Origin of the sequence: Paraburkholderia bryophila (assembly GCF_013409255.1) — a bacterium.
Classification (GTDB): Bacteria; Pseudomonadota; Gammaproteobacteria; order Burkholderiales; family Burkholderiaceae; genus Paraburkholderia.
Genome location: NZ_JACCAS010000002.1, coordinates 3,493,801 through 3,519,901, shown reverse-complemented (window position 1 = coordinate 3,519,901; position 26,101 = coordinate 3,493,801). Strand labels below are relative to the sequence as shown.

The 26,101-nt window shown below is 63.0% G+C and carries 24 protein-coding genes; 16 read left to right on the top strand and 8 right to left on the bottom strand.

From position 1 onward, the window contains the following. Positions 1-55: 55 nt before the first annotated feature. Positions 56-781 carry a precorrin-4 C(11)-methyltransferase gene (cobM, locus tag GGD40_RS36555; RefSeq protein WP_179746983.1) on the top strand — a complete coding sequence of 242 codons (726 nt, stop codon included), beginning with the start codon at positions 56-58 and terminating at the stop codon, positions 779-781. Positions 782-861: 80 nt separating this feature from the next. On the opposite strand, the gene GGD40_RS36550 is transcribed toward cobM, so the two are convergent. Together GGD40_RS36550 and speB are read right to left on the bottom strand one after the other, a co-directional pair. Beyond that, complete coding sequence (locus GGD40_RS36550; RefSeq protein ID WP_179746982.1) at positions 862-1,962, bottom strand: polyamine ABC transporter substrate-binding protein; 1,101 nt, start codon at positions 1,960-1,962, stop codon at positions 862-864. Positions 1,963-2,021: 59 nt separating this feature from the next. Next, positions 2,022-2,984, bottom strand: a complete 963-nt coding sequence (gene speB, locus GGD40_RS36545) for an agmatinase (RefSeq protein ID WP_257030683.1) — start codon at positions 2,982-2,984, stop codon at positions 2,022-2,024. Positions 2,985-3,174: 190 nt separating this feature from the next. On the opposite strand from speB, the gene GGD40_RS36540 reads away from it, so the two are divergent. From GGD40_RS36540 to GGD40_RS36530, 3 genes are all read left to right on the top strand, one after another. Next, positions 3,175-4,065, top strand: coding sequence for a LysR substrate-binding domain-containing protein (locus GGD40_RS36540; protein WP_179746981.1), 891 nt, complete (start codon positions 3,175-3,177; stop codon positions 4,063-4,065). Positions 4,066-4,202: 137 nt separating this feature from the next. Continuing rightward, positions 4,203-4,490, top strand: coding sequence for a GyrI-like domain-containing protein (locus tag GGD40_RS36535; protein WP_373565433.1), 288 nt, complete (start codon positions 4,203-4,205; stop codon positions 4,488-4,490). Positions 4,491-4,492: 2 nt separating this feature from the next. Then, positions 4,493-5,638: an alpha/beta hydrolase family protein gene (locus GGD40_RS36530; protein WP_179746980.1), complete on the top strand. Its 1,146-nt coding sequence runs from the start codon at positions 4,493-4,495 to the stop codon at positions 5,636-5,638. Positions 5,639-5,657: 19 nt separating this feature from the next. Here the strand turns inward: GGD40_RS36530 and GGD40_RS36525 are convergent, their stop codons facing one another. After that, a complete protein-coding gene (locus GGD40_RS36525) occupies positions 5,658-7,154 on the bottom strand; it encodes an MDR family MFS transporter (RefSeq protein WP_179746979.1) in 1,497 nt (498 codons plus the stop codon). Between the two features lie 218 nt (positions 7,155-7,372). Here GGD40_RS36525 and GGD40_RS36520 point away from each other — a divergent pair, with 218 nt between their 5' ends. The 6 genes from GGD40_RS36520 (at position 7,373) to GGD40_RS36495 (ending at position 12,256) form a co-directional block, all read left to right on the top strand. Then, entirely contained in the window at positions 7,373-7,633 is a 261-nt protein-coding gene (locus GGD40_RS36520; protein WP_035557515.1) for a DUF1488 family protein, read from the top strand. Positions 7,634-7,941: 308 nt separating this feature from the next. Further along, positions 7,942-9,093 (top strand): porin, encoded by a 1,152-nt coding sequence (locus GGD40_RS36515; RefSeq protein ID WP_179713313.1) that lies wholly within the window; start codon positions 7,942-7,944, stop codon positions 9,091-9,093. Between the two features lie 158 nt (positions 9,094-9,251). Continuing rightward, positions 9,252-9,560, top strand: coding sequence for a DUF4148 domain-containing protein (locus tag GGD40_RS36510; protein WP_179713315.1), 309 nt, complete (start codon positions 9,252-9,254; stop codon positions 9,558-9,560). 432 nt (positions 9,561-9,992) lie between these two features. After that, positions 9,993-10,628, top strand: a complete 636-nt coding sequence (locus GGD40_RS36505) for a carbonic anhydrase (RefSeq protein ID WP_035563251.1) — start codon at positions 9,993-9,995, stop codon at positions 10,626-10,628. A 186-nt stretch (positions 10,629-10,814) separates the two neighbouring features. Beyond that, on the top strand, positions 10,815-11,498 hold the full coding sequence (locus GGD40_RS36500) for a type 1 glutamine amidotransferase domain-containing protein (RefSeq protein WP_179713317.1): 684 nt from the start codon (positions 10,815-10,817) through the stop codon (positions 11,496-11,498). Positions 11,499-11,536: 38 nt separating this feature from the next. Continuing rightward, complete coding sequence (locus GGD40_RS36495) at positions 11,537-12,256, top strand: carbonic anhydrase (RefSeq protein WP_179746978.1); 720 nt, start codon at positions 11,537-11,539, stop codon at positions 12,254-12,256. Here GGD40_RS36495 and GGD40_RS36490 read toward each other — a convergent pair. Next, positions 12,253-12,834, bottom strand: a complete 582-nt coding sequence (locus GGD40_RS36490) for an alpha-ketoglutarate-dependent dioxygenase AlkB (RefSeq protein ID WP_179747173.1) — start codon at positions 12,832-12,834, stop codon at positions 12,253-12,255. The genes GGD40_RS36495 and GGD40_RS36490 overlap by 4 nt on opposite strands. 859 nt (positions 12,835-13,693) lie before the next feature. Further along, positions 13,694-16,015 (bottom strand): PA14 domain-containing protein, encoded by a 2,322-nt coding sequence (locus GGD40_RS36485; protein ID WP_373565411.1) that lies wholly within the window; start codon positions 16,013-16,015, stop codon positions 13,694-13,696. 368 nt (positions 16,016-16,383) lie between these two features. On the opposite strand from GGD40_RS36485, the gene GGD40_RS36480 reads away from it, so the two are divergent. Continuing rightward, on the top strand, positions 16,384-17,283 hold the full coding sequence (locus GGD40_RS36480; protein ID WP_179746977.1) for a DMT family transporter: 900 nt from the start codon (positions 16,384-16,386) through the stop codon (positions 17,281-17,283). 318 nt (positions 17,284-17,601) lie between these two features. Next, on the top strand, positions 17,602-18,549 hold the full coding sequence (locus tag GGD40_RS36475) for a DUF4148 domain-containing protein (protein ID WP_179746976.1): 948 nt from the start codon (positions 17,602-17,604) through the stop codon (positions 18,547-18,549). Positions 18,550-18,576: 27 nt separating this feature from the next. Here GGD40_RS36475 and GGD40_RS36470 read toward each other — a convergent pair whose 3' ends face one another. Further along, positions 18,577-19,317, bottom strand: coding sequence for an LrgB family protein (locus GGD40_RS36470; RefSeq protein ID WP_179746975.1), 741 nt, complete (start codon positions 19,315-19,317; stop codon positions 18,577-18,579). Further along, the gene (locus tag GGD40_RS36465; RefSeq protein ID WP_179746974.1) at positions 19,314-19,685 is read right to left on the bottom strand and encodes a CidA/LrgA family protein; all 372 of its coding nucleotides are present in this window, start codon (positions 19,683-19,685) and stop codon (positions 19,314-19,316) included. The genes GGD40_RS36470 and GGD40_RS36465 overlap by 4 nt, the downstream gene beginning before the upstream one ends. A 140-nt stretch (positions 19,686-19,825) precedes the next feature. Here GGD40_RS36465 and GGD40_RS36460 point away from each other — a divergent pair, with 140 nt between their 5' ends. From GGD40_RS36460 to GGD40_RS36450, 3 genes are all read left to right on the top strand, one after another. Next, positions 19,826-20,989 carry an epoxide hydrolase family protein gene (locus GGD40_RS36460; protein ID WP_179746973.1) on the top strand — a complete coding sequence of 388 codons (1,164 nt, stop codon included), beginning with the start codon at positions 19,826-19,828 and terminating at the stop codon, positions 20,987-20,989. A gap of 233 nt (positions 20,990-21,222) precedes the next feature. Then, complete coding sequence (locus tag GGD40_RS36455) at positions 21,223-22,578, top strand: sigma-54 dependent transcriptional regulator (protein ID WP_179746972.1); 1,356 nt, start codon at positions 21,223-21,225, stop codon at positions 22,576-22,578. A gap of 286 nt (positions 22,579-22,864) precedes the next feature. Further along, the gene (locus GGD40_RS36450; RefSeq protein ID WP_179746971.1) at positions 22,865-23,839 is read left to right on the top strand and encodes a hypothetical protein; all 975 of its coding nucleotides are present in this window, start codon (positions 22,865-22,867) and stop codon (positions 23,837-23,839) included. Between the two features lie 66 nt (positions 23,840-23,905). Here the strand turns inward: GGD40_RS36450 and GGD40_RS36445 are convergent, their stop codons facing one another. Beyond that, entirely contained in the window at positions 23,906-24,679 is a 774-nt protein-coding gene (locus GGD40_RS36445; protein WP_373565410.1) for a YkgJ family cysteine cluster protein, read from the bottom strand. Between the two features lie 289 nt (positions 24,680-24,968). On the opposite strand from GGD40_RS36445, the gene GGD40_RS36440 reads away from it, so the two are divergent. Further along, positions 24,969-25,583 carry an HAD family hydrolase gene (locus GGD40_RS36440; protein ID WP_179746969.1) on the top strand — a complete coding sequence of 205 codons (615 nt, stop codon included), beginning with the start codon at positions 24,969-24,971 and terminating at the stop codon, positions 25,581-25,583. Positions 25,584-26,101: the final 518 nt, after the last annotated feature.

The window sequence follows — 26,101 nt, the reverse complement described above, 5'->3', positions numbered from 1 at the left end:
ACGGAACCGGCCACCCAAGCGGCACACGCCACCCCAACCAATCACGGAGCAGTAAATGACGGTGTTTTTCATCGGCGCGGGTCCAGGCGACCCGGAACTGATCACAGTAAAAGGCCAGCGCCTCGTACGCAGTTGCCCAGTGATCCTGTACGCCGGATCGCTCGTGCCCGACGCAGTGCTCGAAGGTCACACGGCCGAACTCGTGGTCAACACCGCCGACCTCGATCTCGACCAGATCATCGCGCTGCTCAAGACCGCGCACGACAACAACCAGCACGTCGCGCGCGTGCACTCCGGCGACCCGTCGTTATACGGCGCGATCGGCGAGCAGATCCGTCGCCTGCGCGAGCTGAACATTCCGTACGAAATCGTGCCGGGGGTGACGGCAACCGCTGCCTGCGCCGCGACGCTCGGTTGCGAACTCACGCTGCCCGATGTTTCGCAGACGCTGATTCTCACGCGCTACGCGAGCAAAACCCGTATGCCCGAAGGCGAACAACTCGCCGACCTCGCACGGCACCGCGCGACGATGGCGATCCACCTGGGCGTGCGGCACCTCGCGCGGATCGTCGATGAACTGCGGCCGCATTACGGCGGCGCGTGTCCGATCGCGGTGATCTATCGCGCGAGCTGGCCCGACGAGGAGAAGATCGCCGGCACGCTCGACGATATCGTCGGCAAGGTGCAGTCGACATCGATCGAGCGGACCGCGTTGATCCTGGTCGGCCAGGTGCTGGCCGCCGAAGGTTTCGCGGACTCGACGTTATACGCGAAGGATTGAACCGGCCGCGTCGTCATCCGACGGCACGAGTCAAACGCGAAGGCGGCCCATAAAAGAGCTAAATAAGCCGCCGTCCGCCTCTACGACCCCGACTTCAACTGCGCCCACAACCTGCCTTCCAGCCGCTTGATCGGTGCAGGCAACGGCTTCAGCAGAAACAGCGTTTTCAACACCGGCTCAGGCGGATACACGGTCGGATCGTTGAGAATATCCGCGTTCACGAATTTACGCGCGGCCGCATCCGCGTTCGGATAGAACACCGTATTCGTAATCGCCGCGTGAACCTCGGGGCGCTCGATATAGTTGATCCACTCCAGCGCCGCCTGCGGATGCGGCGCATCTTTCGGGATCGCCATCATGTCGAACCAGACCGGCGCGCCGCCTTGCGGAATGAAGTACTTGACCTGGTAGCTCTTGTTGGCCTCGCGCGCGCGATGGCTCGCCATCGACACATCCCCCGACCAGCTCAGCGCGAAACAGATATCGTCGCCCGCGAGGTCGTTGATGTAGCTCGTCACATTGAACTGCGTGATATACGGGCGAATCTTCTTTAGCGCTTCATACGCGGCCTGATAGTCGGCCGGATTTTCGCTGTTGGGGTCGCGGCCGAGATAGTGCAGCGTGACCGCGAACACGTCGGTCGGTGCATCGAGCATGGACACGCCGCAGCTCTTCAGCTTGCTCAGATATTCCGGTTTGAACAGCACGTCCCAGCTATCGAGCGGCACGTTGTCGCCGAGAATCTTCTTTACCCGCGTGACGTTGTAGCCGAGCCCGGTCGTGCCCCACGCCCACGGCACCGCGTACCGATTGCCGGGATCCGCGTCGGCGACGAGTTTCATCAGCGTTGGATCGAGGTTCGCCAGATTCGGCAGCTTCGACTTGTCGAGCTTCTGATAGATACCGGCTTCGATCTGCTTGGCCAGAAAGTTCGAGGTTGGCACTACGACGTCGTAGCCGGTCGAACCGGTCAGCAGTTTCGCCTGCAAGGTCTCGTCGCCGTCGTACTCGTCGTAGCGCACCTGAATGCCGAACTCCTTCTGGAAGTTCGGTACGGTGTCTTTCGCGATGTAGTCGCCCCAGTTGTACAGATTGAGCTGCTTGTCGTCGGCGTGCGCCGCAGTGCCGAAAGCGCACATCAGTAAGGCGGTCAGGATCGGTTTCGTGGCGGTGTGGGGCATGGTCGTCGGATCGTCCGCTAGGGGTTCGTGAGGGTTTTTCGTCAATGCGTGTGAGGGGGCTACCCGCGCTGCTGGCGTTGCAGCTTCTGGTTGCGCATCAGGCACAGCATGTCGGACGCGAGGTGCGCGGCGGCGAGCGCGGTGACGTCGCTGTGATCGTAGGGCGGCGACACTTCCACCACGTCGGCGCCCACCAGATCCACGGCGCCGAGCTCCCGCACGATCTCCAGCGCCTGCGCGGAACTCAGGCCGCCCGCCACCGGCGTACCCGTGCCGGGCGCGAACGCGGGATCGAGGCAGTCGATGTCGAAGGTCAGATAAGTCGGCGCGGCGCCGACGATCTTCAGCACTTCGTCGATCGTGGCCTGAATGCCGTTGCGGTGAACCCACGGCGCGTCGAGAATGCGCACGCCCATGAAGTCCTCATTCCACGTGCGAATACCGATCTGCACCGAGCGCGCCGGATCGATCAAGCCCTCGCGGATCGCCTTGTAGAACATCGTGCCGTGGTTCAGCGAGGCGGGGTTGTCGTCGGGCCAGGTGTCGCAGTGCGCGTCGAAGTGGATCAGGCTCAGCGGCTTGCCGTATTTCTCGGCGTGCGCGATCAGCAGCGGATACGTGATGTAGTGGTCGCCGCCGAGCGTCAGCATGCGCGTGCCGGTCGCGAGAATGCCGCGTGCGTGCGCGACGATCGCGTCGCGAATCCCGAGCGGGTTGTGCGCGTCGAACCAGCAGTCGCCGTAGTCGACCACGTTCAACTGGTCGAACGGATCGACGCCCCACGGAAACGCGCCGAGTTCGGCCAGTTGGACCGAAGCGGCGCGCATGGCGGCCGGCCCGAAACGGGTGCCGGGGCGGAACGTGGTCGCGAGGTCGAGCGGCACGCCTGAGACGGCGACGTCGACGCCCGTGAGGTCGCGCGTATAGGGACGGCGCATGAACGACAGCACGCCGGCGTAGGTGGGGGCGGCAGACAGTTCGCTGCCGGGCGCGTGCGGATTGGGGTAGAGATCCAGAGTCATGCTTGTCGGTCCAGTGGGTTCAGCCGATTTAAGTGGGGCGCCCGTCGCACAAATATTTCTCATGTCTGCTGAAACGAGAAAACGTGTGGAGGGCAACTGGAGCTATGATTGCGGGGAAAAATTCCCGCGAAAAGCGAAGAATCTTGCTGGAAGTATCGATATTTTTAATATCTGACTAGGACCGCCGCCCATGCGTAGACTGCCCCCGTTGCAAGCCTTGCTCGCCTTCGACGCCGCCGCGCGCGTCGGCAGCTTCACGCGCGCGGCGCAAGAACTCGCGCTGACCCAGTCGGCGATCAGCCATCAGATCCAGCAACTGGAGGAGTGGACCGGGCAGCCGCTGTTTCGGCGGATCGGCCGTGGCGTCGCGTTGACCGCCGCCGGGGTGCTGTACGCGCAAACCGTCACGACGGCGCTCGCCACGCTCGCCGACGGGCGCGACCGGATCGAACCGTACGGCAATCCGGATTCGGTGATCCTCGTCTGCGCGCCGCAGTTCGCCTCCGGCTGGCTGATGCCGCGCATGCGGCAGTTCGCCGAGGCGCTGCCGACGCTCGAAATCTGGCTCGTGACCGACGAGGAGGTCAACGAGATCGATCGCGTCGATGTCGACCTGGTGGTGTCAGCGAGGCCGATCCGCACGCCGGAAGTAGCGTGCGAGCTGTTGCTCGACGAAGAGGCGGTCGCGATCTGCGGACCGGAAACGGCAGGCCGTCTGCGCGACGCGCCGTTTCCCGAGGTGCTGACGCAAGCGCCGCTGCTGGTTCACGAAGCGCGTCCGGAATGGGCGCCGTGGCTGCCGGAACTCAGGCGCGGCGGTTTGCGCACGCGCCGGGCGCTGACGGTCAGCGATCCGCGCTTCGTCGTGGCGGCGGCGGAACAGGAGGCGGGCATCGCGATGGTGTCGCGACTCACGGCGGGAGACGCGTTGACGAGCGGCCGCGTGGAAGTCTTGCCGCAGGTTCCGGGCTTCGCGTTGGCGCCGCTCTGGCTGATGCGCTCGGCGCAACCGGCGCGTTCGGCCGCGGTCGACGCCGTGCATGCGTGGATGATCGGTCTGTGCCGGCCCGCCGAGCTATAAAAACGATTCGATCGACATGAACCTCACGTCGAGCCGACTAGTGGCATGACGCGCGGCAGCGTCACCGTGAGCTCGCAATGAAATTTCGCAAGCTCTGCACCGTATTGTGGCGACGAGGCCGCTATCCTAGCGCCATGATGAAAGCCAGCACTGAACTCGATTATCGTCGGCGGATCGCTCGTGTGATCGAGGCGATTCTGCTCGAACCGGGCGCGCCGCATACGCTCGACAGTCTGGCGGCGGTCGCGCATCTGTCGCCGTATCACTTTCATCGCATTTATCGCGCGCTGTACGGTGTCTGGCTGCCGCAAAACGGCTATGCGCTCGATACCCGTCCGGCGCTCGAGTTGTACCGCAGTGCGCCGCGCGCCGGTTTGCAGCGCGCCTGTGTCACGGATCTGATGATCCCCATTCGAAAGGACTGACCATGTTTCGCAGATGCGGTGCCGCGCTCCTATGTGCGGCGGCTTTGTCGTGGGCGGACGGCGCTGTATCGGCGGAGGCTGCCGGCGCCGGCTGGCATGTGGGCGAGACAGTGCGGATCATTCATCCGCCTGTCACGCGCAATTGGCGCGGCGCGGCCACCGAGGCGCTGGTGACGCGTATCTGGTATCCCGTCGATCCGTCCGTGCCGGAGCAGCCGCATGACGTCGGCGCGCCCGGCGATCCGTTGTTCGTGGGGCATCCCATCGCCGACGGCGCGCCGCTGTCAACCGCGCGTGCCAAGTATCCGTTGCTGGTGCTGTCGCACGGCACCGGCGGCAGCGTGGACAGTCTCGACTGGCTCGGCGCCGCGCTCGCCGCTCACGGCTATATCGTGGCGGGCGCCAATCATCCGGGCAACAACGAACTCGAACCGCTGACCCGCGACGGTTTCATGCTGTGGTGGGAACGCGCGACAGACGCCAGCGAAGTGCTCGATGGCGTGCTGGCGGACCCGAAGCTGGGGGCGCATGTCGACCGCGACAGGATCGGCGCAGTGGGCTTTTCTCTGGGCGGCTATACGGTTCTGGAACTGGCGGGGGCGCGCACCGATCTGGCGGGCTTCGAGCGGTTCTGCACGTCGCCGGCGGCCGATGCGATCTGCCATCCGCCGGAAGCGGCGCGGATTCGTGATGCGTCCGGCGCGGCGGTATCGTTGCTCGACAGGTCTGCGGACGATGCGGCGTCGCCGGAGACGAAGGCGTCGCGCGCTCGCTCGGGTGCGTCGTATCGCGATCCACGTGTCAAGGCGGTCTTCGCGATCGCGCCCGCGCTCGGCGAGGCGCTGACCGCCGAGTCGCTCGCCGCCATCGCGATTCCCGTTTCGCTGGTGGCAGGTGGGGACGATGTGACGGCGCCAGTGGACACCAACATCGAGCGCATCGCGGCATCGATGCCCAAGGCCAGCGTGACGCTCGTGCCCGGCGCGTGGCACTACACGTTTCTCGACACCTGTTTGCCGGCGGTGGCCAAGCGTCTTGCGCACATCTGCCGGGACAACCCCGGCGTGGACCGTGACGCGGTGCATGCGAAGACAGCGGCGCAGGCGATTGATTTTTTTGCCGCGACGCTGCCGGCGAAACAACCTTAAAAGCAGCCTTAGCCGACGGTCAATCTTCCAACGGCGACAACGCTTCGAGCGGCATGGGTCTCGCGGTGCGAATGCTGACCGGCGGCACGAACGCAAACAGCACGACCACAAAAATCGCGATCACGAACAGCGAGATGAACGTGAGGTGCAGCGACTGATGCAACACCATGCGGATCATGTCGCTGTCGCCGAGACTCGCTGCCTGATTCTGCAGCAGCGCCTTCAACTGATCCGACGTGACCACCACCAGACTCTTCGAATGCGTCAGCCCGAAGTTGAGCACGGCGCCGAACAGCGTTGCGCCCAACGTACTGCCGAGATTGCGCGAGAACAGATTCGACGCGGTGGCGCTGCCGCGTTCGTCCATGCCGACGATCTCCTGAATCAACACCAGCGAGCTGACGCTGGACGTGCCCATGCCGAAGCCCATGATCAGCGAGCCGAATGCCGCGATCAACGGCGACGCGCCGGGCGACAGGAACAGCAGCAGCGCCGCGCCGATCGGCACGAACGCGCTGCCACCGATCAGAATGCGCCGCAAGCCAAGGCGATGAAACGACTTCGCCGCGAGCGTGGCGCCGGTCGGCCAGCCGACCATCATCATCGTGAGCGCGAGGCCGGCGACCACCGGCGAGCGATGCAGCACGCCCTGCACGTACATCGGCAGAAACGTGGTGGCGCCCATCAGGATCATGCCGGACAGCAGCGTCGAGCCGTTGCAGGCGGCGATCGGCCGGCGGCTCCACAGCGCGAACGAAATCATCGGCTCGGCCGCGCGACGCTCCTGCGCGACGAACAACAGCACGCACAGCAGGAAAGCGCCGCCCGCCAGCGAGGCGCGCGCGATTTCGTCGTCGCCCGCGTAGGTCAGCGCCATCATCAACGCGGCGATTGCCGCCATGAATAGCGCCGCGCCGGCGAAGTCGATGGACGGTCGCGCGTGTCGCTCCGACTCGCGCAGGAACGCAATAAAGCCCGCTGCGGACGCGAGGCCGATCGGAATGTTCATCCAGAAGATCCACGCCCACGACAGGTTATGGATGATGAAGCCGCCGACCATCGGTCCGACCACTGCTGAAATCGCCCAGACGCTCGCGAGATAACCTTGCACCTTGCCGCGTTCATGAGCCGGATAGAGATCGGCGACGATGGTCAGCGTGACCGGCTGGATCGCGCCCGCGCCGACGCCTTGAATCAGGCGGAACACGATCATGGCGGGCATCGACCACGCGAAGCCGGCCAGCACCGAGCCGATCAGGAAGATCGCGATACCGATCAGCATGATCGGCTTGCGACCGTACAGGTCGGCGAGCTTGCCGAACACCACCGTCATAGCGGTTTGCGTGAGCAGGAACGACGAGAACACCCAGCTATACAGATGCAGGTCGCCGAGTTGCGCGACGATTTGCGGCATCGCGGTCGAGACGATGGTGGCTTCAATGGCGACCATCGCCATTGAAGCCATGACCGCGGCAATGACTAGAGGACGCGACGATTGTGGGTTGCGGGAGGACATGGGGCGTTAGTATTAGGATGTCAGGCACGTCGCACGGCAGGAACGGCGGCCATGCCGCGACGCATCAGCGCGGCCGCGCGAAAGCGGCCGAGGGTCGAGTATGCACCTTGCGGAGAAAGCGCGCAGCGCTTCAATCGCGCCGGCAGGGCCTGACGGTTGGTCCTGGTTTGGCACGGCGTTTGCGCGTTCAACGCTACTTTCACACATGGAGGGTCACTATGAGGATCGAATTCACCGGACGCCGCGAAGTGGTAGCCGCGGCGCGCGTCGCCTTCGAAGCCAATGTCGACGGGGCCGACGTCTGGTGCAGCGTGTCGCTGGATGCGCTGAACAATCATTTCGGCAACGACGGCCCATCGGCCCATCATCTGGTCAATACGTTCGAGGCGAATCGCGCAAGGATTGAAAACGCTACGCGCCGGGTCCTCGAAAAAAACGGCGGACAGTCCGTGGAACTCGAGACGGACGACTTCAACTAGGGCAAGGAGAGTCCGGCGCTTGCGCGCCGGGCTTTTTTTCGCGGCATGCTTGCCGCTCGCGTTCCTCACCGTTCCTCGCCGTTGTTCACACACCACCCCGCGCGCCATCCCGGCACGCCGCGCATGCCGATCACCCCGTCGAAACATCGCGTCAAGGCGCACCGCGCCACGATTGCGACTTCTCCGTGACCGATTGTTCCTGATTCGATAAAGGACTCCTCCAGGCCGCGGGCATTCGTTTTCGAAGGCCGCGTTTTTATACTCCGCGTCGCTGTTCAACCCCACACTCAGCTACGTAGGAGCATCAAGTGAAAAAGATTTCGGCCGCGGTCGCGGCGTTCGCAGGACTCGCCGGTACGCTCGCGCATGCGCAAAGTTCGGTCACGCTATACGGCCTCATCGACGCCGGCGTGATGTACACCAACAACGTCAAGAAGGGCGGCACGCAAGGTGCGCTGGTGCAGGCGACCAGCGGCAACGTCAACGGCAGCCGCTTCGGTTTGCGCGGTGGCGAGGATCTGGGCGGCGGCCTGCAAGCGGTATTCGTGCTTGAAAACGGCTACAACGTACAGAACGGCAAGCTCGGCCAGAACAGTCGTCTGTTCGGACGTCAGGCGTATGCGGGCTTGAGCAGCCAGCAGTTCGGCACACTCACGCTCGGCCGTCAGTACGATTCGCTGGTCGATTTCGTCGCGCCGCTGTCGGGCACAGCGGGCACGTTCGGCGACACCGGCTTCGCGCATCCGTTCGACAACGACAACCTGAACCACTCGGTGCGGATGAGCAACGCCGTCAAATACACCAGCGCGAACTACGCGGGTCTGAAGTTCGGCGGCCTCTACGCGTTCTCGAACAACAGCGATTTCGCGGTCAATCGTGCGTACAGCGCGGGCGTGAGCTATAGCAATGGGCCGTTCAAAGCGGCCGCGGGTTATCTGCAGATCAACGGCTCCAGCTCCACCACGAACACCGCGGGCGCGGTCGATCTCGGCGAATCGACGGCGAACGGCACGGGTGGCTTCCAGCTCGGCGCTGATGTTCAGCGCACGGCCGGCGCCGCGTTGAGTTATGGCTTCGGTCCCGTGACGGCCGGCTTCGTCTATACGCATAGCCAGTTTCAGAACACCGCGTCGTTCGGCGCCACGCACGGCTCGATGCGCTTCGACAACTACGAAGTGAACGGCAAGTACAAGGTGACGCCGGCGTTCAGCCTCGGCGCGGCCTACACGTACACAGACGCGCACGTGGGCGGCACGACGAGTTTCGGCACCGATCCGAAATGGAACCAGGTGAATCTGCAAGCCGTCTATGCGCTCTCGCTGCGTACCGACGTGTACGCCGAAGCGATGTTTCAGCACGTGACCGGGCAGGGTTATACCGCGTTCATCAACACGGCGGGCGGCGCGTCGTCGACCGGGAATCAGGTGGTCGGCACCGTGGGGTTGCGTACCCGCTTCTAAGCACCAGCCTTGAGCGCGACTTCTCCAGATCCAACAACAATCCCTTCGATGAGCGCCCATTATTCTCCGACGAATCGACGCCTATATTGAGTCCTGCGGTGACGGCGAGTCCGACTCGAAGCACCGCAAACCATCAATAACCGGAGGTTGTTTTTATCATGAAGTCTTTGCTCAAGGCCGTTGTTATCGTCGCTTCGCTCGCGGCTTCCGCCACGGTGTTTGCCCAGTCGAGCACCCGTATCACTCGCGAGCAGGTTCGCGCCGAACTGGTTCAACTCGAACAGGCCGGCTATCACGTCGGCGACGGCGATCAGGCGCATTATCCCGACGCGATTCAGGCCGCCGAAGCGCGCGTGGCCGCGCAAAACAGCAACGTCAGCGGTTATGGCGGTAACGCGATCGGCGCGTCGGAAAGTGGTCGCCCGGCGGTGTCCAAGGCGGATTGGAATGCGATGTATAGCCGTTGATTCAGCGTGCTTTATCCGACGAGGCGCGATGCAATCGCAGTGAATGTCGAGCGGCCTGGTTGTGTTGCGCTTATGCGTGTCCGGTGTTGAAACCGCGCATTAGCGCAACGCTTCGAGAGTGAGCCGCGATGGAAATGACTCTTCCAGCGCGGCACCTATATCCGCTTCGTCGACCCAGATACAGTAGTCATGCACGCACGGTTCCGGTGTGCGAGCGAGAGAGTTGGCCCCGGCTGGTAACAGTCGGGGCTTTTTTTATGGGCGCGGCCGTCAGATCAAAACGCTGTGATGGTTGCGCGCACGATGCGCCATCTCGCGAGGCCGGTGAGCCGGACGCCGGCTGCGGTATAGTCCCGCCAACAGACAGCCGACTCGCGCCGCTAAACCGGTGCGGGCGCTGCAGACCTAAGCTTCGACTATCTGGAGATCATCGTGCAGGAAATCATCGAAGGTATCATCCGCTTTCAACGTGACGTCTTTCCGCAGCAGAGTGCGTTGTTCAAGCGCCTATCGGCCGCGCAAAGCCCGAATACGCTGTTCGTGACCTGTTCCGACAGCCGCGTCGTGCCGGAGTTGCTGACGCAGACCGAGCCGGGCGCGCTGTTCGTGATCCGCAATGCGGGCAACATCGTGCCGTCGTATGGTCCGGAGCCGGGCGGCGTGTCGGCCACGGTCGAATACGCGGTGTCGGTGTTGGGCGTGCGCGATATCGTGATCTGCGGGCATTCGAACTGCGGCGCGATGACCGCGATCTCGACCTGCACGAATCTGGATCATCTGCCGGCGGTGGCGAGCTGGCTGCGTCATTCGGATGCCGCCAAAGCGATCAACGCGTCACGCACGTATCACTCGGACGCCGAGCGGCTGTCCGCGCTGGTGAAGGACAACGTGATTGCGCAGTTGTCGAATATCCGCACGCATCCGTCGGTGGCGGTCGGGCTCGTGAATAAAACGCTGCAATTGCACGGCTGGATCTTCGACATTGAAAGCGGCACGATGCTAGCGCTCGACGGGCGCACGGGCCAATTTTTGCCGCTGGTCGACAACCCCAATATTTACGCGGTCTGACATCGCGTTTTTCGATGCGAGCGGCCTGCTGACGCGGCCCGCTCGCGCGGCAAGAAATCCTCTTCGGCGCCACGCAACGTCACCCGGCGCCACCTATACTGCCAGAGCGCCTGGAGCGGGTCACGCCACTCCAGCGCCGTCTGGCGCGCGCAAGCCGGGCGAACCGAAACCGCTTCCGAGGTCGATATGGAAATTCTGGTGGTCTTGACGTCCCACGATCAGCTCGGCAACACCGGCAAAAAAACCGGTTTCTGGCTCGAGGAATTTGCCGCGCCTTATTACGTGTTCAAAGACGCGGGCGTCGCGATGACCTTGGCGTCGCCCAAAGGCGGGCAGCCGCCGCTCGACCCCAAGAGCGACGATCCCGACGCGCAGACCGACGCGACCCGGCGCTTCGGCAAAGACGCCGATGCGCAAGCCGCGTTGGCGAATACGGTCAAACTCTCCAGTGTCTCGGCGGCGGATTACGACGCGGTGTTTTATCCCGGCGGTCACGGGCCGCTGTGGGATCTGGCGGAAGATCCGCAGTCGATCGCGCTAATCGAAGCGTTGTATGCCGCGGGCAAACCCGTCGGCGCGGTCTGCCATGCGCCCGCGGTGTTTCGTCATACGAAGACGCCCGACGGCACGCCACTGGTGCGCGATAAACCGGTCACGGGCTTTGCGAATACCGAAGAGGCCGCCGTCGGGCTCACCGACGTCGTGCCGTTTCTGGTGGAAGACATGTTGAAGAAGCACGGCGCGAGTTATTCGAAAGGGCCGGACTGGCTGTCCCATGTGGTGGTCGCGGGGAATCTGATCACCGGGCAGAATCCGGCTTCGTCGGAAGCGGCCGCGAAGGCGTTGCTTGCAAAGCTTGGCGTAGCGTAAATACCTACCGTAGCGCACCAGCACATAGGAGACCTGCCATGTGCGAACACCATCCGATTTCTTCCACGCGACGTGACTGGCTGCTGGCCGGCGCGTCCGCCATCACACTGGCGGCATTATCACCGCACGATGTCATGGCGGCCGATCCGCCTGCCGGCAATGCGCCGAATTCGATTCCACCGCAAGAAGCGCTCGACCGGATCATGCAAGGCAACGCACGCTACGCTGCGAATAGCCCTTCAAACAAGGACTTTTCTGCAGGCCGGGTGGCGCGCGTGGACGCGCAGTATCCGATTGCGGCAATCGTAGGCTGCGCGGATTCACGCGTGGCGCCGGAGCTCGCTTTCGATCAGGGCCCGGGCGATCTGTTCGTGGTGCGCGTGGCCGGCAATTTCGTCAACGACGATATGCTCGCGAGCCTCGAATATGGCGTCGAGTTTCTCGGCGTGCCGCTGATCATGGTGCTCGGGCATACGAACTGTGGGGCGATTACAGCGACCGTCAAGGTGATTCAGAAGGGCACACTATTGCCGGGTCATTTGCCCGATCTGGTGCGCTCGCTCAAGCCGGCGGTGCAATTGGCCGGTTCAGTTCACGATGACGATCTGGTTGCGCGCGCCACGATCGAGAACGTGAAGCTGAACACCAATCGGCTGTTGGTATCGAAGCCGCTGATCGGCCAGTACGTACGACGCGGCAAGGTCAAGGTAGTGGGCGGTATTTACGATCTGGCGACGGGCAAGGTCGCGCTGATCTAAGGTGCGAAACAGCGGAACGCGAGACTGATGCGTGGCCCGACGACATCCGCCAGCTTGGGGATGCCGTGCTCGTGCGTGAATTGCGACGCGTAGCTCATCACCAGACAGCTTCCCGGTTCGAGTTCGATGTGAACGGTTCGGCCGGGGCCTGTTTTTGAGCGGATCGACATGCGGCGGCTCACGCCGAGCGAGACGATTGCAATCGGCTGGCCCGGCACGAGCTTGTCCGTTTTGTCGCTGTGCGGCGCGACGCTGTCGCTGCCGTCGCGATAGAGATTGAGACCGACGCGATTGAACGGTGCGCCGATCAGCGCGCGCACTGCTTCGAATGCCTCGCCGAGCGGCTCGGGCAGATCGGCCGATTCCCGAGCGAAAGTGGCGAGCAGGCGCGGAACGGCGACCTCGCGTTCGTACATCATGCGCTGCTGGCTGAGCCAGCCGATGTTGCGCTGTGCCTCGTTGAACCAGCGCTGCGCGATGGCTGTAGGAATCGAGTCGGGTAGATAGCGCGTTCCGCCTTCGTGGTCATGAACGAGGCAGACAGGCTCGGGGGCGAAGAGGGCTTGCTGGGCAGACATCATTCCAACGGCAGGTAACGAGGGCGCGGGGACGCGCGGATCTGTGCTGCCGTTGATTGTACTGTGTTTTTATACAGTAGTTGTGGGCTTGGGAAGGCCGGCTGCCTTCGCTGGCGAGATGCCTGCGGCAGCGTGTCGACGAAGTGCACTTCGCGGAAGAAGTTAGTCGCGATAGGCCTAAAAATAATCTTTATCGTATGGATCATCAATTGGGATGAGTTTTTCTTAGGTTGGTATCAGAGAATATAAGAATCGAAAGGGTCGAGTTATTTTCGCTACCTCGAAACGGTTGCGCATAACGTCATCATGTTGTAATGTGCCGGACAATATGATTAATTGTTTGAATTGACATTTAATGCCTTGAACACATCAGCAAAGTACCGGCGACCTCCGTTTTAACAGTGTGTACGTTGAAAGCGGGTATTCTTGAAAATCGGCATGGAAAAATCATCCTGAGTTTCAGGGTTTTAATGATAAAGGCCCGATTCCGCGCGGCCGCTATACGATCGGCGCGCCATTCAGCCATCCGCATACCGGTGTATATTCACTGCGATTTATATCAACAGGTTTATCACATGACTTTTTATGGGGCAACAGGAAAGACCATAGAAGTCATCACCAATAACCAGGCTTCCTCCGTTGAATGCTCGATCTCAGCGGTCGATGTTTATGTCACGGGCAAGAATATCGGGAGGCGGCAGTGATCGTCGCTGATCGGCTTTACGCGCCCTACAACGCGCGCTCAGCGTAAATCACCCGGCAAAGCCGCCTTCCACAACGTAAATCAATCTGGCTGACGAGATTGATGGACGAGTCCTCCAGCAGCATTGCACTGCCGGACGACTCCTTCACCCCCTGATCAATTCGCCGTCACCAGCGAATCCGACGGCACGATCCGCAGCGCCGACGGATTGCGCGCCGCCGAACTCGACCACAGCAGATGCATGCTGGCCGGCCCGGTCCCATGCACGTACTCGACCTTGATCGACGCACGTTGCTTCGCGGCGAGCCAGGTCTTGCCGCTCAAGGTGCCTTGCGACGCACTCTTCTTGTCGATGATCTTCACGCCGTTGATCCACAGCCTTGCGACGTTGTCGCTATCGATCGAGAACGTGTAAAGTCCCGCCTGCGTCGCCTGAATCGCCCCGGTCCAACGAACGCCATAACCCGTCGCATTGACTCCGGCGGACGCGTCAGGCGAATCGGTGCCGCGCTCGGTGTTCAGATCGAAGTCGATCAACGGCGTAACCGACGTCTTGACCGGCGCGCTTTGGAAGGTCGGATCGTTGTAATAGCCAACCTGCAGCACCGGCAGCTTCACATCGAAACCACCTGTCAGCGCCTGAGTCTCCGAGGTCTGCCACGGGTGGCCGTCCGGATAGATCGTCCCCTGGAACGGGATGGCCGGTTCGACCGTAGCGGGTGCGCTCGGCACTTGCCCCCAATGGAAGCGCGTATTGGTGCGCCCAATCATCAACTCCCACACGATAAAACCGGTGCTGCCGCCGTAGTTCGAGACGATGCCCGGCATGGTCTGCCCCGTGGTGCCCGGAAAGCCGCGCTGCAGCGTTTCGGAATTCAGCGCGCTCACCGAGCTGCCGTTCACCGGACCCGTGTACGGATTGCCGTACGGATGGAACGCGTAGAAGTCCGAGAAGTACGTGCCTTCGTCCTCCTGCACTTGCGGCGCGTTGATCGGCTGCGTGGCGCCGGCATTGAGGATCGCGATACGCGCGTCGTTCATCAACACCGCGCGGGTTTCCTGCAGCGCGCCATTACCGCTGCAACCGGGCTCGTTCATCGTCTCCCAGAAAATAATGCGTGGATCGTTGCGATGCGGCGCGACGAAGTCGGTGATGTAGCTCGCCAGACTCGTCTTGTACGTAACAGCCGCATTCGACGCGCTCGGCTGGAAATACGCCTGTTCGACCGGCGTGCCGGGAGACTGCACCCACTGGCTGTTATGCACGCCCCAGACCGGCGCGGCTTGCGGGCCGTATTGCGGCGTGGGATTCCAGCAGTCGTCGTAGAAAATCGGCGAGACCTTGATGCCGTGACGCGCGGCGATTTTCAGCAGATTCTCGAACTTGCTCAGGAACGCGACCCGATCGTTCGCCCACACCAGGTAGTGCAGATACACGGCGATGGTGTTCATGCCGTAGGTCTGCGCGTACGTCAGTTCACGATTGACGATGTCCGGATCGTAGTTCTCCCAGAAGTCGATCGCGTTCACCGCGTTCGACGGCGTGTACACCGCGCCGACCACCTTGGAAAAATCGTAGCTCGGCGAGGTCACGGTGGGATAGGTGCGAATCGTGACGTTGCTGAAGCTCGCGCCGACGCCGAAACGCCGCAGCCCGAAGCTGCCCGACTGGAACACGGCGGGCAGGGCATTGGTGGCGTCGTTGACGCTGATCACGCGTTGCTGGTCGAGGTCGACGGTGATCGCGGTGCCGCTCGTCGTGACCTTCAGGTGATGCGTGCTGCCACCCACCACCGAGCTGACCGGATACGCGATGAAGTTGGTCCAGTTGTTGTTCTCGCGTCCCACCACGACCGAGTGCGTACCGGTGTCGAGGCCGATGTAGTAGCCGGTCAGGCTGTCGGGGCCGCCGGCCGTCGGGTTGGTGGTGCGAACGAGAAAGCCCGCGTTGGCCGCGCCGTTGCCGACCGGTGCGCTGACCGTCAGGTCGGCTTCGTACGACGCGGTGGCGTAACTGCTGGCGAGCGCGACGGTCTTGTCGCCGGCGCCCGTGCCGTTGGTCGGCGGCGCGGGAATCGCGATCGTCGAGCTGTTGGCGCCGGCCTGCCAGCCTTGATTCGAGCCAGGCGCGAGGTAGCTGGTGAAGTCGCCGAACGAGAGCGTGGTGGTGGAGACCGGCGCGGGCGGCGCAGGCGGTGTGTACGGCGGAAGGTTGAGCGTTGGATCGGCGATCACCAGCGGCGGGGTGGTCGTTTTCATGCCGAGCGGAACGGTCTTCGCGGCCCGGAATTCGTTGTCGACGCTGGCCAGGTCAGCCGCCGAGGCAGCGGATGCCGCGGCCGCCGCGGAAGAGGCCGAAGCCGAAGGATCGGCCGCGACGGTCTGTTTGTTCGCCGATGCGGCCGCACCGGGCGAACCGTCATTGCCACCGCAAGCGCCGAGCATAGCCAGCGCCGCAAGCACAAGGTAATTGCGCACCTGTATCTCCTGATGTCCCCGCTTAGTAGATGGTCATAATTATTATTAAAACTGCATGAGGCCATGGACAGATAGCCTTGGCGTCACGATGCGGAAATCGATATGAATAATATTATTACTTTTGCTTACCTGTATCGGGACTTACCCGGAATCGTCGGTGGAAAGTTTCCGGACGGCGAGGGCGGTGATGCGATGCGCATTGGGTGAGTCGCTGGGCTGGGGTCGACCTGCCTTCCGGACAGCGGGCATAATCCGTTTTTCGACGGCACGCGCTTCATAAGCGCCGCACGAACGCCATACGAACGCCGCAAGAACGCCACGCAAAACCCAGGCGCCGCAGTCGTCACGTGCGCTTCCCAGGAACCCTCATGCCGCCCATCACCGCCGTTCGGACGACCGCCGTACCGCCGCGCAGCATCGCGCTGATCCTCGTTTCGATGTTCTGTTTCGCGCTCGTCGACGCGCTGGCCAAATCCGTGGCGCTCGCCTATCCGGCCAACGAAGTGACGTTCTTCCGCATGCTGTTCGGGCTCGTGCCCGCCGTCGCGGTATGCCTGCGCGGCAAGCCGCTTGCCGAACGTCTCAGACACATGGACGTGCGCGGTCAGACGCTGCGCGCGCTGACGTTGCTCGGCGCTTCGGGTCTGTTCTTCGCCGGTTTGCCGTACATGCCGCTCAGCGAGGCGGTCGCGATCGTCTATTCAGAGACCTTGCTGGTGATCGTTCTGGCGCCGCTGCTGCTGAAGGAAACGCTCAAGCCGCGTGACGCGATTGCGGCGGCCGTCGGGTTTATCGGCGTGCTGTTCGTGGTGCGCCCGGACAGCGCGCATTCGAGCTGGCTCGGACCGGTGCTGCTGATGTCGAGCGCATTTTTCGGCGCGTTGTCGATCGTTCAGATCAAGCGCATTCGCGCCACCGACGATTCGGGCACCACGGTGTTGTACTTCACGGTAATCGGAACGCTCGTCACTGGCGCTTCGCTGCTGTTGGCATGGCGCACGCCGTCGCTCGAAGCGCTCGTGACGATGGCCCTGCTCGGCGCGTTCGCCACGGCCGGGCAGTTGCTGATGACGATGGCGTTTCGCGAAGCCGACGCGGGTGCGCTCGCGCCGTACAACTACACCAGCATCGTCTGGGCGGCGCTGTTCGCGTACGTGGTTTGGGGTGAGACGATCGGCGCGATGGCGCTGCTAGGCATTGCGTTGATTGTCGGCAGTTCGATCGCGGTGGCCATGCGCGGCAAGCAGGCTGAAGGACCGCTGGTGTAGTTGGGTCTGCCTGGCCTGCCGAGATGTTTTCATGTCGGTGGATTGCCTGGCAGTTCCAACACGGTTCGGAAGAAAACCCCGCTGCCGCAGGCCTTTTCGGACAACTGGCAGGCCCATTCCGACGTTTCGGCGTTTCAAACGCGGAAACCGAGATTTCCTCGCATCCAGTTCAATCACACTTTCGTACGTGACTGGATCGGCCCCGAACTCGTGGTCGTTGCGGTGGCATCGATCTGTCGGTCGCCGCGAACCTTCTGATGAGTTCGGACACGTTTGCGACGAGCGCGGCGTGCGGCCACGATCGGAGGGGGACAAGGTATGTATGGCGAACCCAGGAAAGTCGTTCTGAGCGGACTCGTGGTCGGGGCGGTGGCGATTGCGGCCTACGTCTCGCCGTCCGGCAGGCAGTGGCTGTCGGCGGATGAGCCCGGCGTGGGCAGCGGCGGCGAGTCGGCCCGGCACACGCGCGGCGACATCATGAGCGGGGCGATCACGTCCGGTCCGGTGGTGGTTCGCGGTGCACCGGATGCCGTGTTGTCCAGCGAGTTGCAAGCCGCGCGCAGTAGTTTGCAGCGCAACGACTTCGGCGCGGCTCAGGCGCAACTCGACGCGGTAGCGGCGACGCACAAAAACGATGGCCAGGTGGCCGCGCTGCAACGCGAGGTTCAGGTGCGCGCGCAAGCCTCGCAGCAGGCGCAGGTCGTGGCGCAAGAGGATCCGAAAGCGACGCGCACGTCGCCGTCGTTGCCGGCGAAGGGGCATCATTCGCGTGAACGCCACTATGCGGCTCGCGATTATTCAGGCCGTGCGTCCGGTTACGCGACCAAACGACGCGCTGTGGAAACCCAGGCGACGAACGCTTCAAGCGATCGCTTGGCGGGCAGCAACGTGCCGCTTGATGAGCCCGCTGTGATGACGTCGCGAGCGCGTGCCGTGGCGCCGACGATCAGGGTGGGACAGGGACTCTCCAGCGCGCCGGCCGTGCCGCCGCTGATTGTGCAGACGCCACCTGGGGTGAGCGTCGAGCAGGTGTCGCCGTCGAACCGCCAGGCCGAACTGACGGCGCAAGCGCCGCTTCAGTCGACGTCGCTGCAACCCACCGCGCCGGGCGGGACGTTGTTGAAATCGGATGGGCCGAAGACGCGCGAGCAAGTGCGCGAGGAGATTGTGCGAGCGCGAAGCAACGGCAGCCTGCCGGCGTTCGGTAATCCCGACCCGGCGGGTCCGGGTGGCGCGCCGAGTTTGGTCAACGCGCAGCGTCCCTGAGATTGCGCCTATCGCCCCGTCAACCCATCACCCCATCAACCACCGTGCCGCCAGCGGCATCAACACCGGCACGACGAACGCGGTGAAGATGCCGTTGAGACCCATGCCCAGACCGGCAAATGCGCCCATTTCCTCGCTGACCTGAAACGCCCGGGCCGTACCGATTCCATGCGACGCAATGCCGAGCGCGAAGCCCCGCACCTCCGGTTCCACGATCCGCAGCGCGTTGAGAATCGCGCGCGCGAACACGGCACCGAACACACCGGTTGAAATGACGAGCACCGCGGTCAACGAAGGAATGCCGCCGATTTCCGACGCCACCGCCATGGCGATCGGCGTGGTGGCCGATTTGGGCGCGAGCGAGGCGACCGTTTGATGCGACGCGCCGAACAACGCCGCCACGCCCACCGCCGAAACGATCGCCGTCAACGATCCGGCGACCAGCCCGCCGATCAGCGGCAAGGCCGAGCGGCGCAGTTTGGGCCACTGCCGGTAGAGCGGGAGGGCGAGCGCCACCGTCGCGGGGCCTAGCAGAAAGTGGACGAACTGCGCGCCTTCAAAGTACGTCGAATACGGCGTGTGGGTGATTTCGAGCAGCGCGACCAGCAGCGCCACCGCGATCAGTACCGGATTGGCGAGCGGATTGAAGCGCGCTTTGGTGTAGAGCATCTGAGCGATCAGATACGCGATCAACGTGATGGTCAGCCCGAGCAGCGGGCTCGCGGCGAGATAGACCCAGATCGCGCCGAGCTTCGGGATAGCGGTCACGAGGCGGCCTCCGGTGCGACCGGATCGCGACGCTGCCGGCGCATCAACGCACGCGTGACGAGCGCGGCCACGGCGATCGCGAGCGTCGTGCTGACCGCAATGGAGACGATCACCGCGACCGCGTCGCCGCGAATCCGCTCGGCCGATACCATGATGCCGACGCCGGCCGGCACGAACAGCAAGGACAGATGACGCAGCAATTCGAGCGCGGTCGGCTCGATCGCGTCGGCGGCTTTCGGACGCAGCATGAGGAAGCCGAATAGCAGCAGCATGCCGATCACGGGTCCGGGTACGGGCACATGGAACAGGTACGAAATGCCTTCTCCAAGGCATTGAAACGTGAGAAGAGCAGCGAGCGCTCCAAGCATGACGGTCTCCGGAACGGGCAGGGGGAAACGGAAAATGCGCCCATTGTGTACCATGGCCCCTGCTTCGTGTTCGTAGCGTGCGCAAGGTGCGCCGTGGGGCATCGCACGTGATTTCCCAGCCTCCAGCAGATGAGTTTGCCATGCGGATAGACACGTTTCAGATCGCCATTCCCGACGCCGACATCGACGATCTGCGCCGGCGGATTCGCGCGACACGCTGGGCGCCGGCCACGCCGTCTCCCGCGTGGCAGCAAGGCGCCGACACCGCGTGGCTGCGCGAACTGGCCGCCTATTGGGCCGACGGTTTCGACTGGCGCGCCGCGGAACGCAAGCTGAACGCGCAGCCGCAATACCTCGCCCACGTCGGCGGTCAGCGCGTGCACTTCGTGCATCGGCGCGGCGAAGGCCCCGCGCCGTATCCGCTGGTCGTGACGCACGGCTGGCCGGGTTCGTTCTTCGAGTTCCACGCGTTGCTCGACCACCTGTGCAATCCGGCCGCATTCGGCGGCGACCCCGCGGATTCGTTCGACGTCGTCGCGCCTTCGCTGCCGGGCTTCGCGTTTTCACCGGCGCCGGCTCAGCCAGGCTGTTCGGCGTTTCAGGTGGCCGACTTGTGGGCGTCGTTGATGCAGGGGCTCGGCTACGAGCGTTTCGGCGCGCAGGGCGGCGACCTTGGCGCGGGCATGTCGGTGGCGCTGGCCGCGCGGCATCCGCAGCGGGTCGACGGGATTCACCTCAACTTTCTGCCGTCTTCGTATGAGCCCGCGATCGGCGCGGACCGGCAGCCGCTCACGCCCGCCGAGGAAAGCTATCTGCGCTCGAAAACCGAATGGGCCACGCTCGAAGGCGGCTACGCCCACCTGCACGGCACGAAGCCGCTGACGCTGGCGGCGTCGCTCAACGATTCGCCGGTGGGACTCGCCGCCTGGATCGGCGAAAAATTTCGTGCGTGGAGCGATTGCGGCGGCGAGATAGAGCGGCTTTTCTCGAAAGACGATCTGCTCACTGACATCTCGCTCTACTGGTACACGCAAAGTATCGGCCCGTCGATCCAGATGTACTGGGAGAACCGTTTGCAACCGATGCGCTTCGCCGCGAACCAACGCGTCGTGCCGCCGGTTGGCTTCGCGAGTTTCCCGAAAGAGATCAACCATCCGCCGCGTAGCTGGCTCGAACGTACCTTCGACGTCCAGCAGTGGACCGAGATGCCCAGCGGCGGCCATTTCGCGGCCATGGAACAGCCCGCTTTACTCGCCCACGAGATCCGCACGTTTTTCAGACCCTTGCGGCATAGCGTCAAATAGCGCCGATATCTGTCTGGACGGACACAAAAGGAACGCAAAACAGCCCGGCCGCCACACCATTAAATTTCATCGGACTCGGCCTGAATGGGGGCCGTACCGCGTATCATCGACGGTCCTCACCGTATCCGGGACACACATCGGCATAGCGCATCGGCATAGCGCAGCGCCGAGGGGTCTGGGCTCGATACAGTCCAGTGCAGACAGTGCGGGACACTCAAAAAACAATGCATAAAATGAAGGCCACTACGCGGCGCGTTATCTATTTCACCCGGGATCCAGCAGCGGATCTGCTCGCGAGCTTCCAGGCGCGCGACTGGAACGTCGAAGTCATCGGCTCGGTTCAGGAAGTGCGGCAAGTCATGCAAGACGGCTCGCTGGCGGGAGGTCTCGTCGATTTTTCGAGCGTGTACGAGCCGCGCGACGTGGCCATGCTCGAAGCCTGTCTGGCCTTGCCTACCGTCGGCTGGGTGGCGATGGCCGCGGCCACTCAACTCGACGACGCGAATTCACGCCGGCTGGTGCGGGACTACTGCTTCGACTACATCACGCTGCCGGCCGCCAACGAAAGAATCGTCGACACCGTGGGCCACGCCTGCGGCATGATCTCGCTCGGCGAACCGGCGTTCATCGACACTGCCGAGGCCGAAGGCGAGATGATCGGCACCTGCGACGCCATGCTCGCGTTGTTTCGCTCGATCCGCAAAGTCGCTACCACCGACGCACCGGTGTTCATTGCCGGCGAGTCCGGCACCGGCAAGGAGCTGACCGCCGCCGCGATCCACGCGCGTTCGCCGCGCCGCAAGGCGCCGTTCGTCGCGATCAATTGCGGCGCGATTCCGCCGCATCTGCTGCAATCCGAGTTGTTCGGTTATGAGCGCGGCGCGTTCACGGGCGCGAATCAGCGCAAAATTGGGCGCGTCGAAACGGCGAACGGCGGCACGCTGTTTCTCGACGAAATCGGCGATCTGCCGTTCGAGAGCCAGGCGAACCTGCTGCGTTTTCTGCAGGAAAGCACCATTGAACGGTTGGGTGGGCAGGGTTCGATCGACATCGACGTGCGCATTATCTGTGCGACTCACGTGGACATGGAAGCCGCGATCGAAACCGGCCGGTTTCGCGCCGACCTGTATCACCGTTTGTGCGTGTTGCGAATCGACGAGCCGCCGTTGCGCGCGCGCGGCAAGGATATCGAACTGCTCGCGCTGTCCACGCTCGACCGCTATCGCAAGGACGCAAGCCGCCGTTTGTACGGCTTCTCACCGGACGCGATCACGGCCATGCATCAATACGATTGGCCCGGCAACGTGCGGGAACTGATTAACCGGGTGCGTCGTGCAATCGTGATGTCGGAAGGGCGCACGATCAGCGCCGAAAATCTCGAACTGTCGAGCTATGCGACGACACTGCCGGTGACGCTTGCGCAGGCGCGCGAAACGGCGGAACGCCAGGCGATCGAACTCGCGCTATTGCGTCACCGCGGACGCCCCGGCGACGCCGCGCGCGAACTCAGCATTTCACGCGCTACGTTGTACCGTTTGCTGGCCGCGCACGGCATGCGCGAAGGCGTGGAAAGCGAAGCGCGCGCCTGATTCACCGCATTGATCAGTAAGTTGTTCACGCGCGCCCAATAGTTAGCCTGCAATTATTGCGCAGAGCCGCGACGCCGAAACACGATCGATTCTCGCTGCGTTATGTCTCGCTGGTTTTTGGCGGAAAGGTAATGCAAGGACGTGAAACGATTGGGCATACCTGATGCCTGCGCCCCGGTTCATCCGACTCCATCCCCGCAGATCAGACTCACACCGATTCGACTTCCGAACAATTGCGGCAGCGCTGGAAAAAGCGAACCGTCTCTCACGCATGGTGAGGAGCAACGTGAACCTTTTTCCTTGCACGCTCGTTTATGTGGATGATGATGCGAAGCCCGGTCCGAATTCCACGAACCGCGATCCGCTGTCGTACGTCAGCCAGGCGATCTGCCTGAACAACAGCTTGCGGCGCGTCGGCATGCCGACGCTGACCATCATGACGAACGCGCCGGCACTCGTCGAACAGCGGATCGGCAGCATGCCGGCGGAGCATCGGCCGGTGGTGACGAAGCTGGCCGCGACGATCGAGTTGCCGAAGAACACGCCGTTCTACGCTGCGCATTTCAAGCTCGACCTGATGGACCAGGTGGCCGCGAGTTTGCCCGAAGACACGATGATGTTGTTGCTCGATGCCGATATGGTGGCGCTGCTGCCGCTTGACCGGAGTCTGGTCGAACGTTGCGCGGAGGCGGGGCTCGGTGTGTTCGATATTTCTGATCAGGTGTTTCCGGCGTATGGCAGCGAGAGCGTGGTCGAGGATCTGGAAATCGTCGCGGATCGGCGTTTGAAAAATCCGCGCTGGTACGGCGGCGAATTCCTGCTCGCCACGCCGGCTTCATTGCGCCGGTTAGTGCCGCGTGCGCGCGCCTATTACGCGCGTTATCTCAGCGAAAGCGGGCGCCTCAAACATCATGGCGACGAAGCGTTCATCTCGGCCGCGCTCAATACGCTGGTCGACGAAGGGCAGGTACTGATCGAGGTCGGCGCATACCAGGCCGTGGGCCGCCACTGGGCCGGCAACAACTATCGCGACGTGCGCTGGTTTCGCTGCTGCTCGTTCGTTCATTTGCCGGGCGGCAAGGCGCTGCTCGAAAAGGAAGCGCGGTTCGGCGAATTTGCGCCGGACCGTTTCTGGCGGCATATGCGCGTGGCGCATCTGCGTGGCCGCGTGCGGCACGCCGTGAAGCGGATTGCCAAGATGCTGAGTGTCGGGCGGCTTGCCACGTGGTCCGCGTATGCGGTGCGTAGTGTGAAGAGTTAGACGCGCAGGCGGCGCGGCCAACTCTTCACCTGAACTTTCCTCACGCGACTCAAACGCGACCCACCATCACGCCGGCTCGGCCGGGAAATAACCGTGATAGCGGAAGTGCGTGTCCGTCGCCGGTTCGTTGAGGCGACCGGTCGCGCCGACCGACAGCAGCGTTTCCACGGTCACCGCGCGGTTTGACACGAAGGTCCACGGCTCGGCTTCGACAACGGCGTCCGGCGTCGTGCGAATCTGTTCGAGCGCGGTGCGCAGCGCGTCGCTATCCGGTGCGTAGATGACGAAACCTTCGTTGGCCAGCGCCGCTTCGTTCATGCCCAGCGCGAGACACAACTTCACGCGCGCCGCAGCTTCGAGCTCGCTCATACGGCGCGATTCGCCGACCAGTTCACGCGTCGTTTCATCGACCAGCACGCCGTGCCGTTGCAGCGGTGTGTGCTGCCAGGCTTCCGGCGGACAGCCCTTGTTTTCCGGTGCAAGCGGCACGAAAGGATTAATTTCGGCGGGATAGATCCGGCATACCAGCGGCCGCTGTTCGTAGATACGGCAGCGCATGTCCGCGTCCAGATTCGGACAGGGGCCGGCGAACGCGGCGACGAGCAGGACCGAGACGCGCACCGGCAACGTGCCGCTCATGGTCGGCGCGGAACGCGCCTTCTTGTAGGCGGCCTGTTCGTTGCCGGCTTCGGGTTCGACTGGCCACGGAATGGCCTCGCACAGCAGCTCCATCTGGCCGCCTCGCGCGAGCCACGCAGCGGCTTCCGTCAGCGTCAGCGGCAGGCGCAAATCGTGGCAGCAGTTACCGCAGGCCGTGCATTCGAAGTTGATATCGTCCACCCGGTGATTCCCTCTACAAAAGTCGGTGTCGTGCTTGGTCGGGAAGGGCGCAAGATTCTGACAGCGGGTCGAAAAAAGATCTGGCGGGTCGGCCGCACGGCATGGATGATGCATCCGGCCGTGCGGCAAATGGCAGGTCGGGGCGATTTTTTTGATTTTTGCCGCATGGGCTGCCGAAAGTCGGGCTGCCGAAAATCGGCGGGGCACAATCGAAAACGGGCAGATGTGCGGCGTAACCGCATTATGGGCTGCCTTCATTTCTGAAAGCTTTCGAAGTGAGGCCGTCAGCATGAACGCACCGATCGCGCTGGTTCTGTTCGACATGGAAGGCGTTCTCTCGCACTACGATCGCGCCGAGCGGGTCGCTCGTCTCGCGGCGATTTCGGGGCGCACGCCGGACGCCGTGCGTGACGCGATCTGGACCTCGGGCCTCGAAGGCCGCGTTGACGCGGGCCAGATCGGCGACGACGACTACCTGCGTGAATTGAGCGCGCTGCTGGCTTATCCGGTCAGCCGCGAAGACTGGCTGACGGCGCGCCATGCGTCGATCACGCCGAACCTCGACGTCATCGCGCTAGCCGCGAGCGTCGCGCAACATCGGCGCATTGCGGTGCTGACGAACAATTGCCGGATGCTGGCCGAGAACATCGGTTATCTGAACCCGCCGGTGGCGCGGCTGTTTGGTCCTGACGTTTACGCTTCGGGGTCGTTCGGTGCGGCAAAACCCACGGCGCAGACGTATCTGCGCTGCCTCGAACAACTCGGTGTGCCGGCTGCGGAAACGCTGTTCGTCGACGACACCCAGGCCAATGTCAACGGTGCGATCGACGCCGGTTTGCAAGGCTATCTCTTCGTCAGCGCGGCCGAACTGCGCGACGAGTTCAAGCAACGCGATCTGATCTAGCTGCAGGGCTCGCTCGTTCCCGCAAAACATTCCGACGATAGCCGCATCACCACGCCGCATGGTGGCGAACTCAATTACCGGTTCAAATTGAAATCGCACTGAGCGCGATTGATGTTGGCGACGCTAATAACACATTCCAGACTCATGGGAAATAAAGTTTCCCCGTAGTGTCGCCATGTATGCCGCGATTTAGAAGATTAACTCTCGCGATTACCTAATCCATTCGATAGGCATACACCGGCACCGGTGCATGAAATATTTTGAAAGAAAGTTGACATGATAACGTCTGCCAAACTAGGCTACGCACTGTCGTCAAAACTGATCCCGCTTTGATGCACCTGCCCGGAGACGCAGGTGAGGCGCCGCTGTGCCGGTCAGGTGGACGATTGCGTGAAAGCCGAAGAAAACGGCTCAAGCCGACATTCTGAAAGCATTGTAATGAATCGAAGTCGTCATTTGAAAATCAGCCGTTAGTGCTGAGGGTGTAACACGTCCATATATTCTCGCTAGCAATTCGG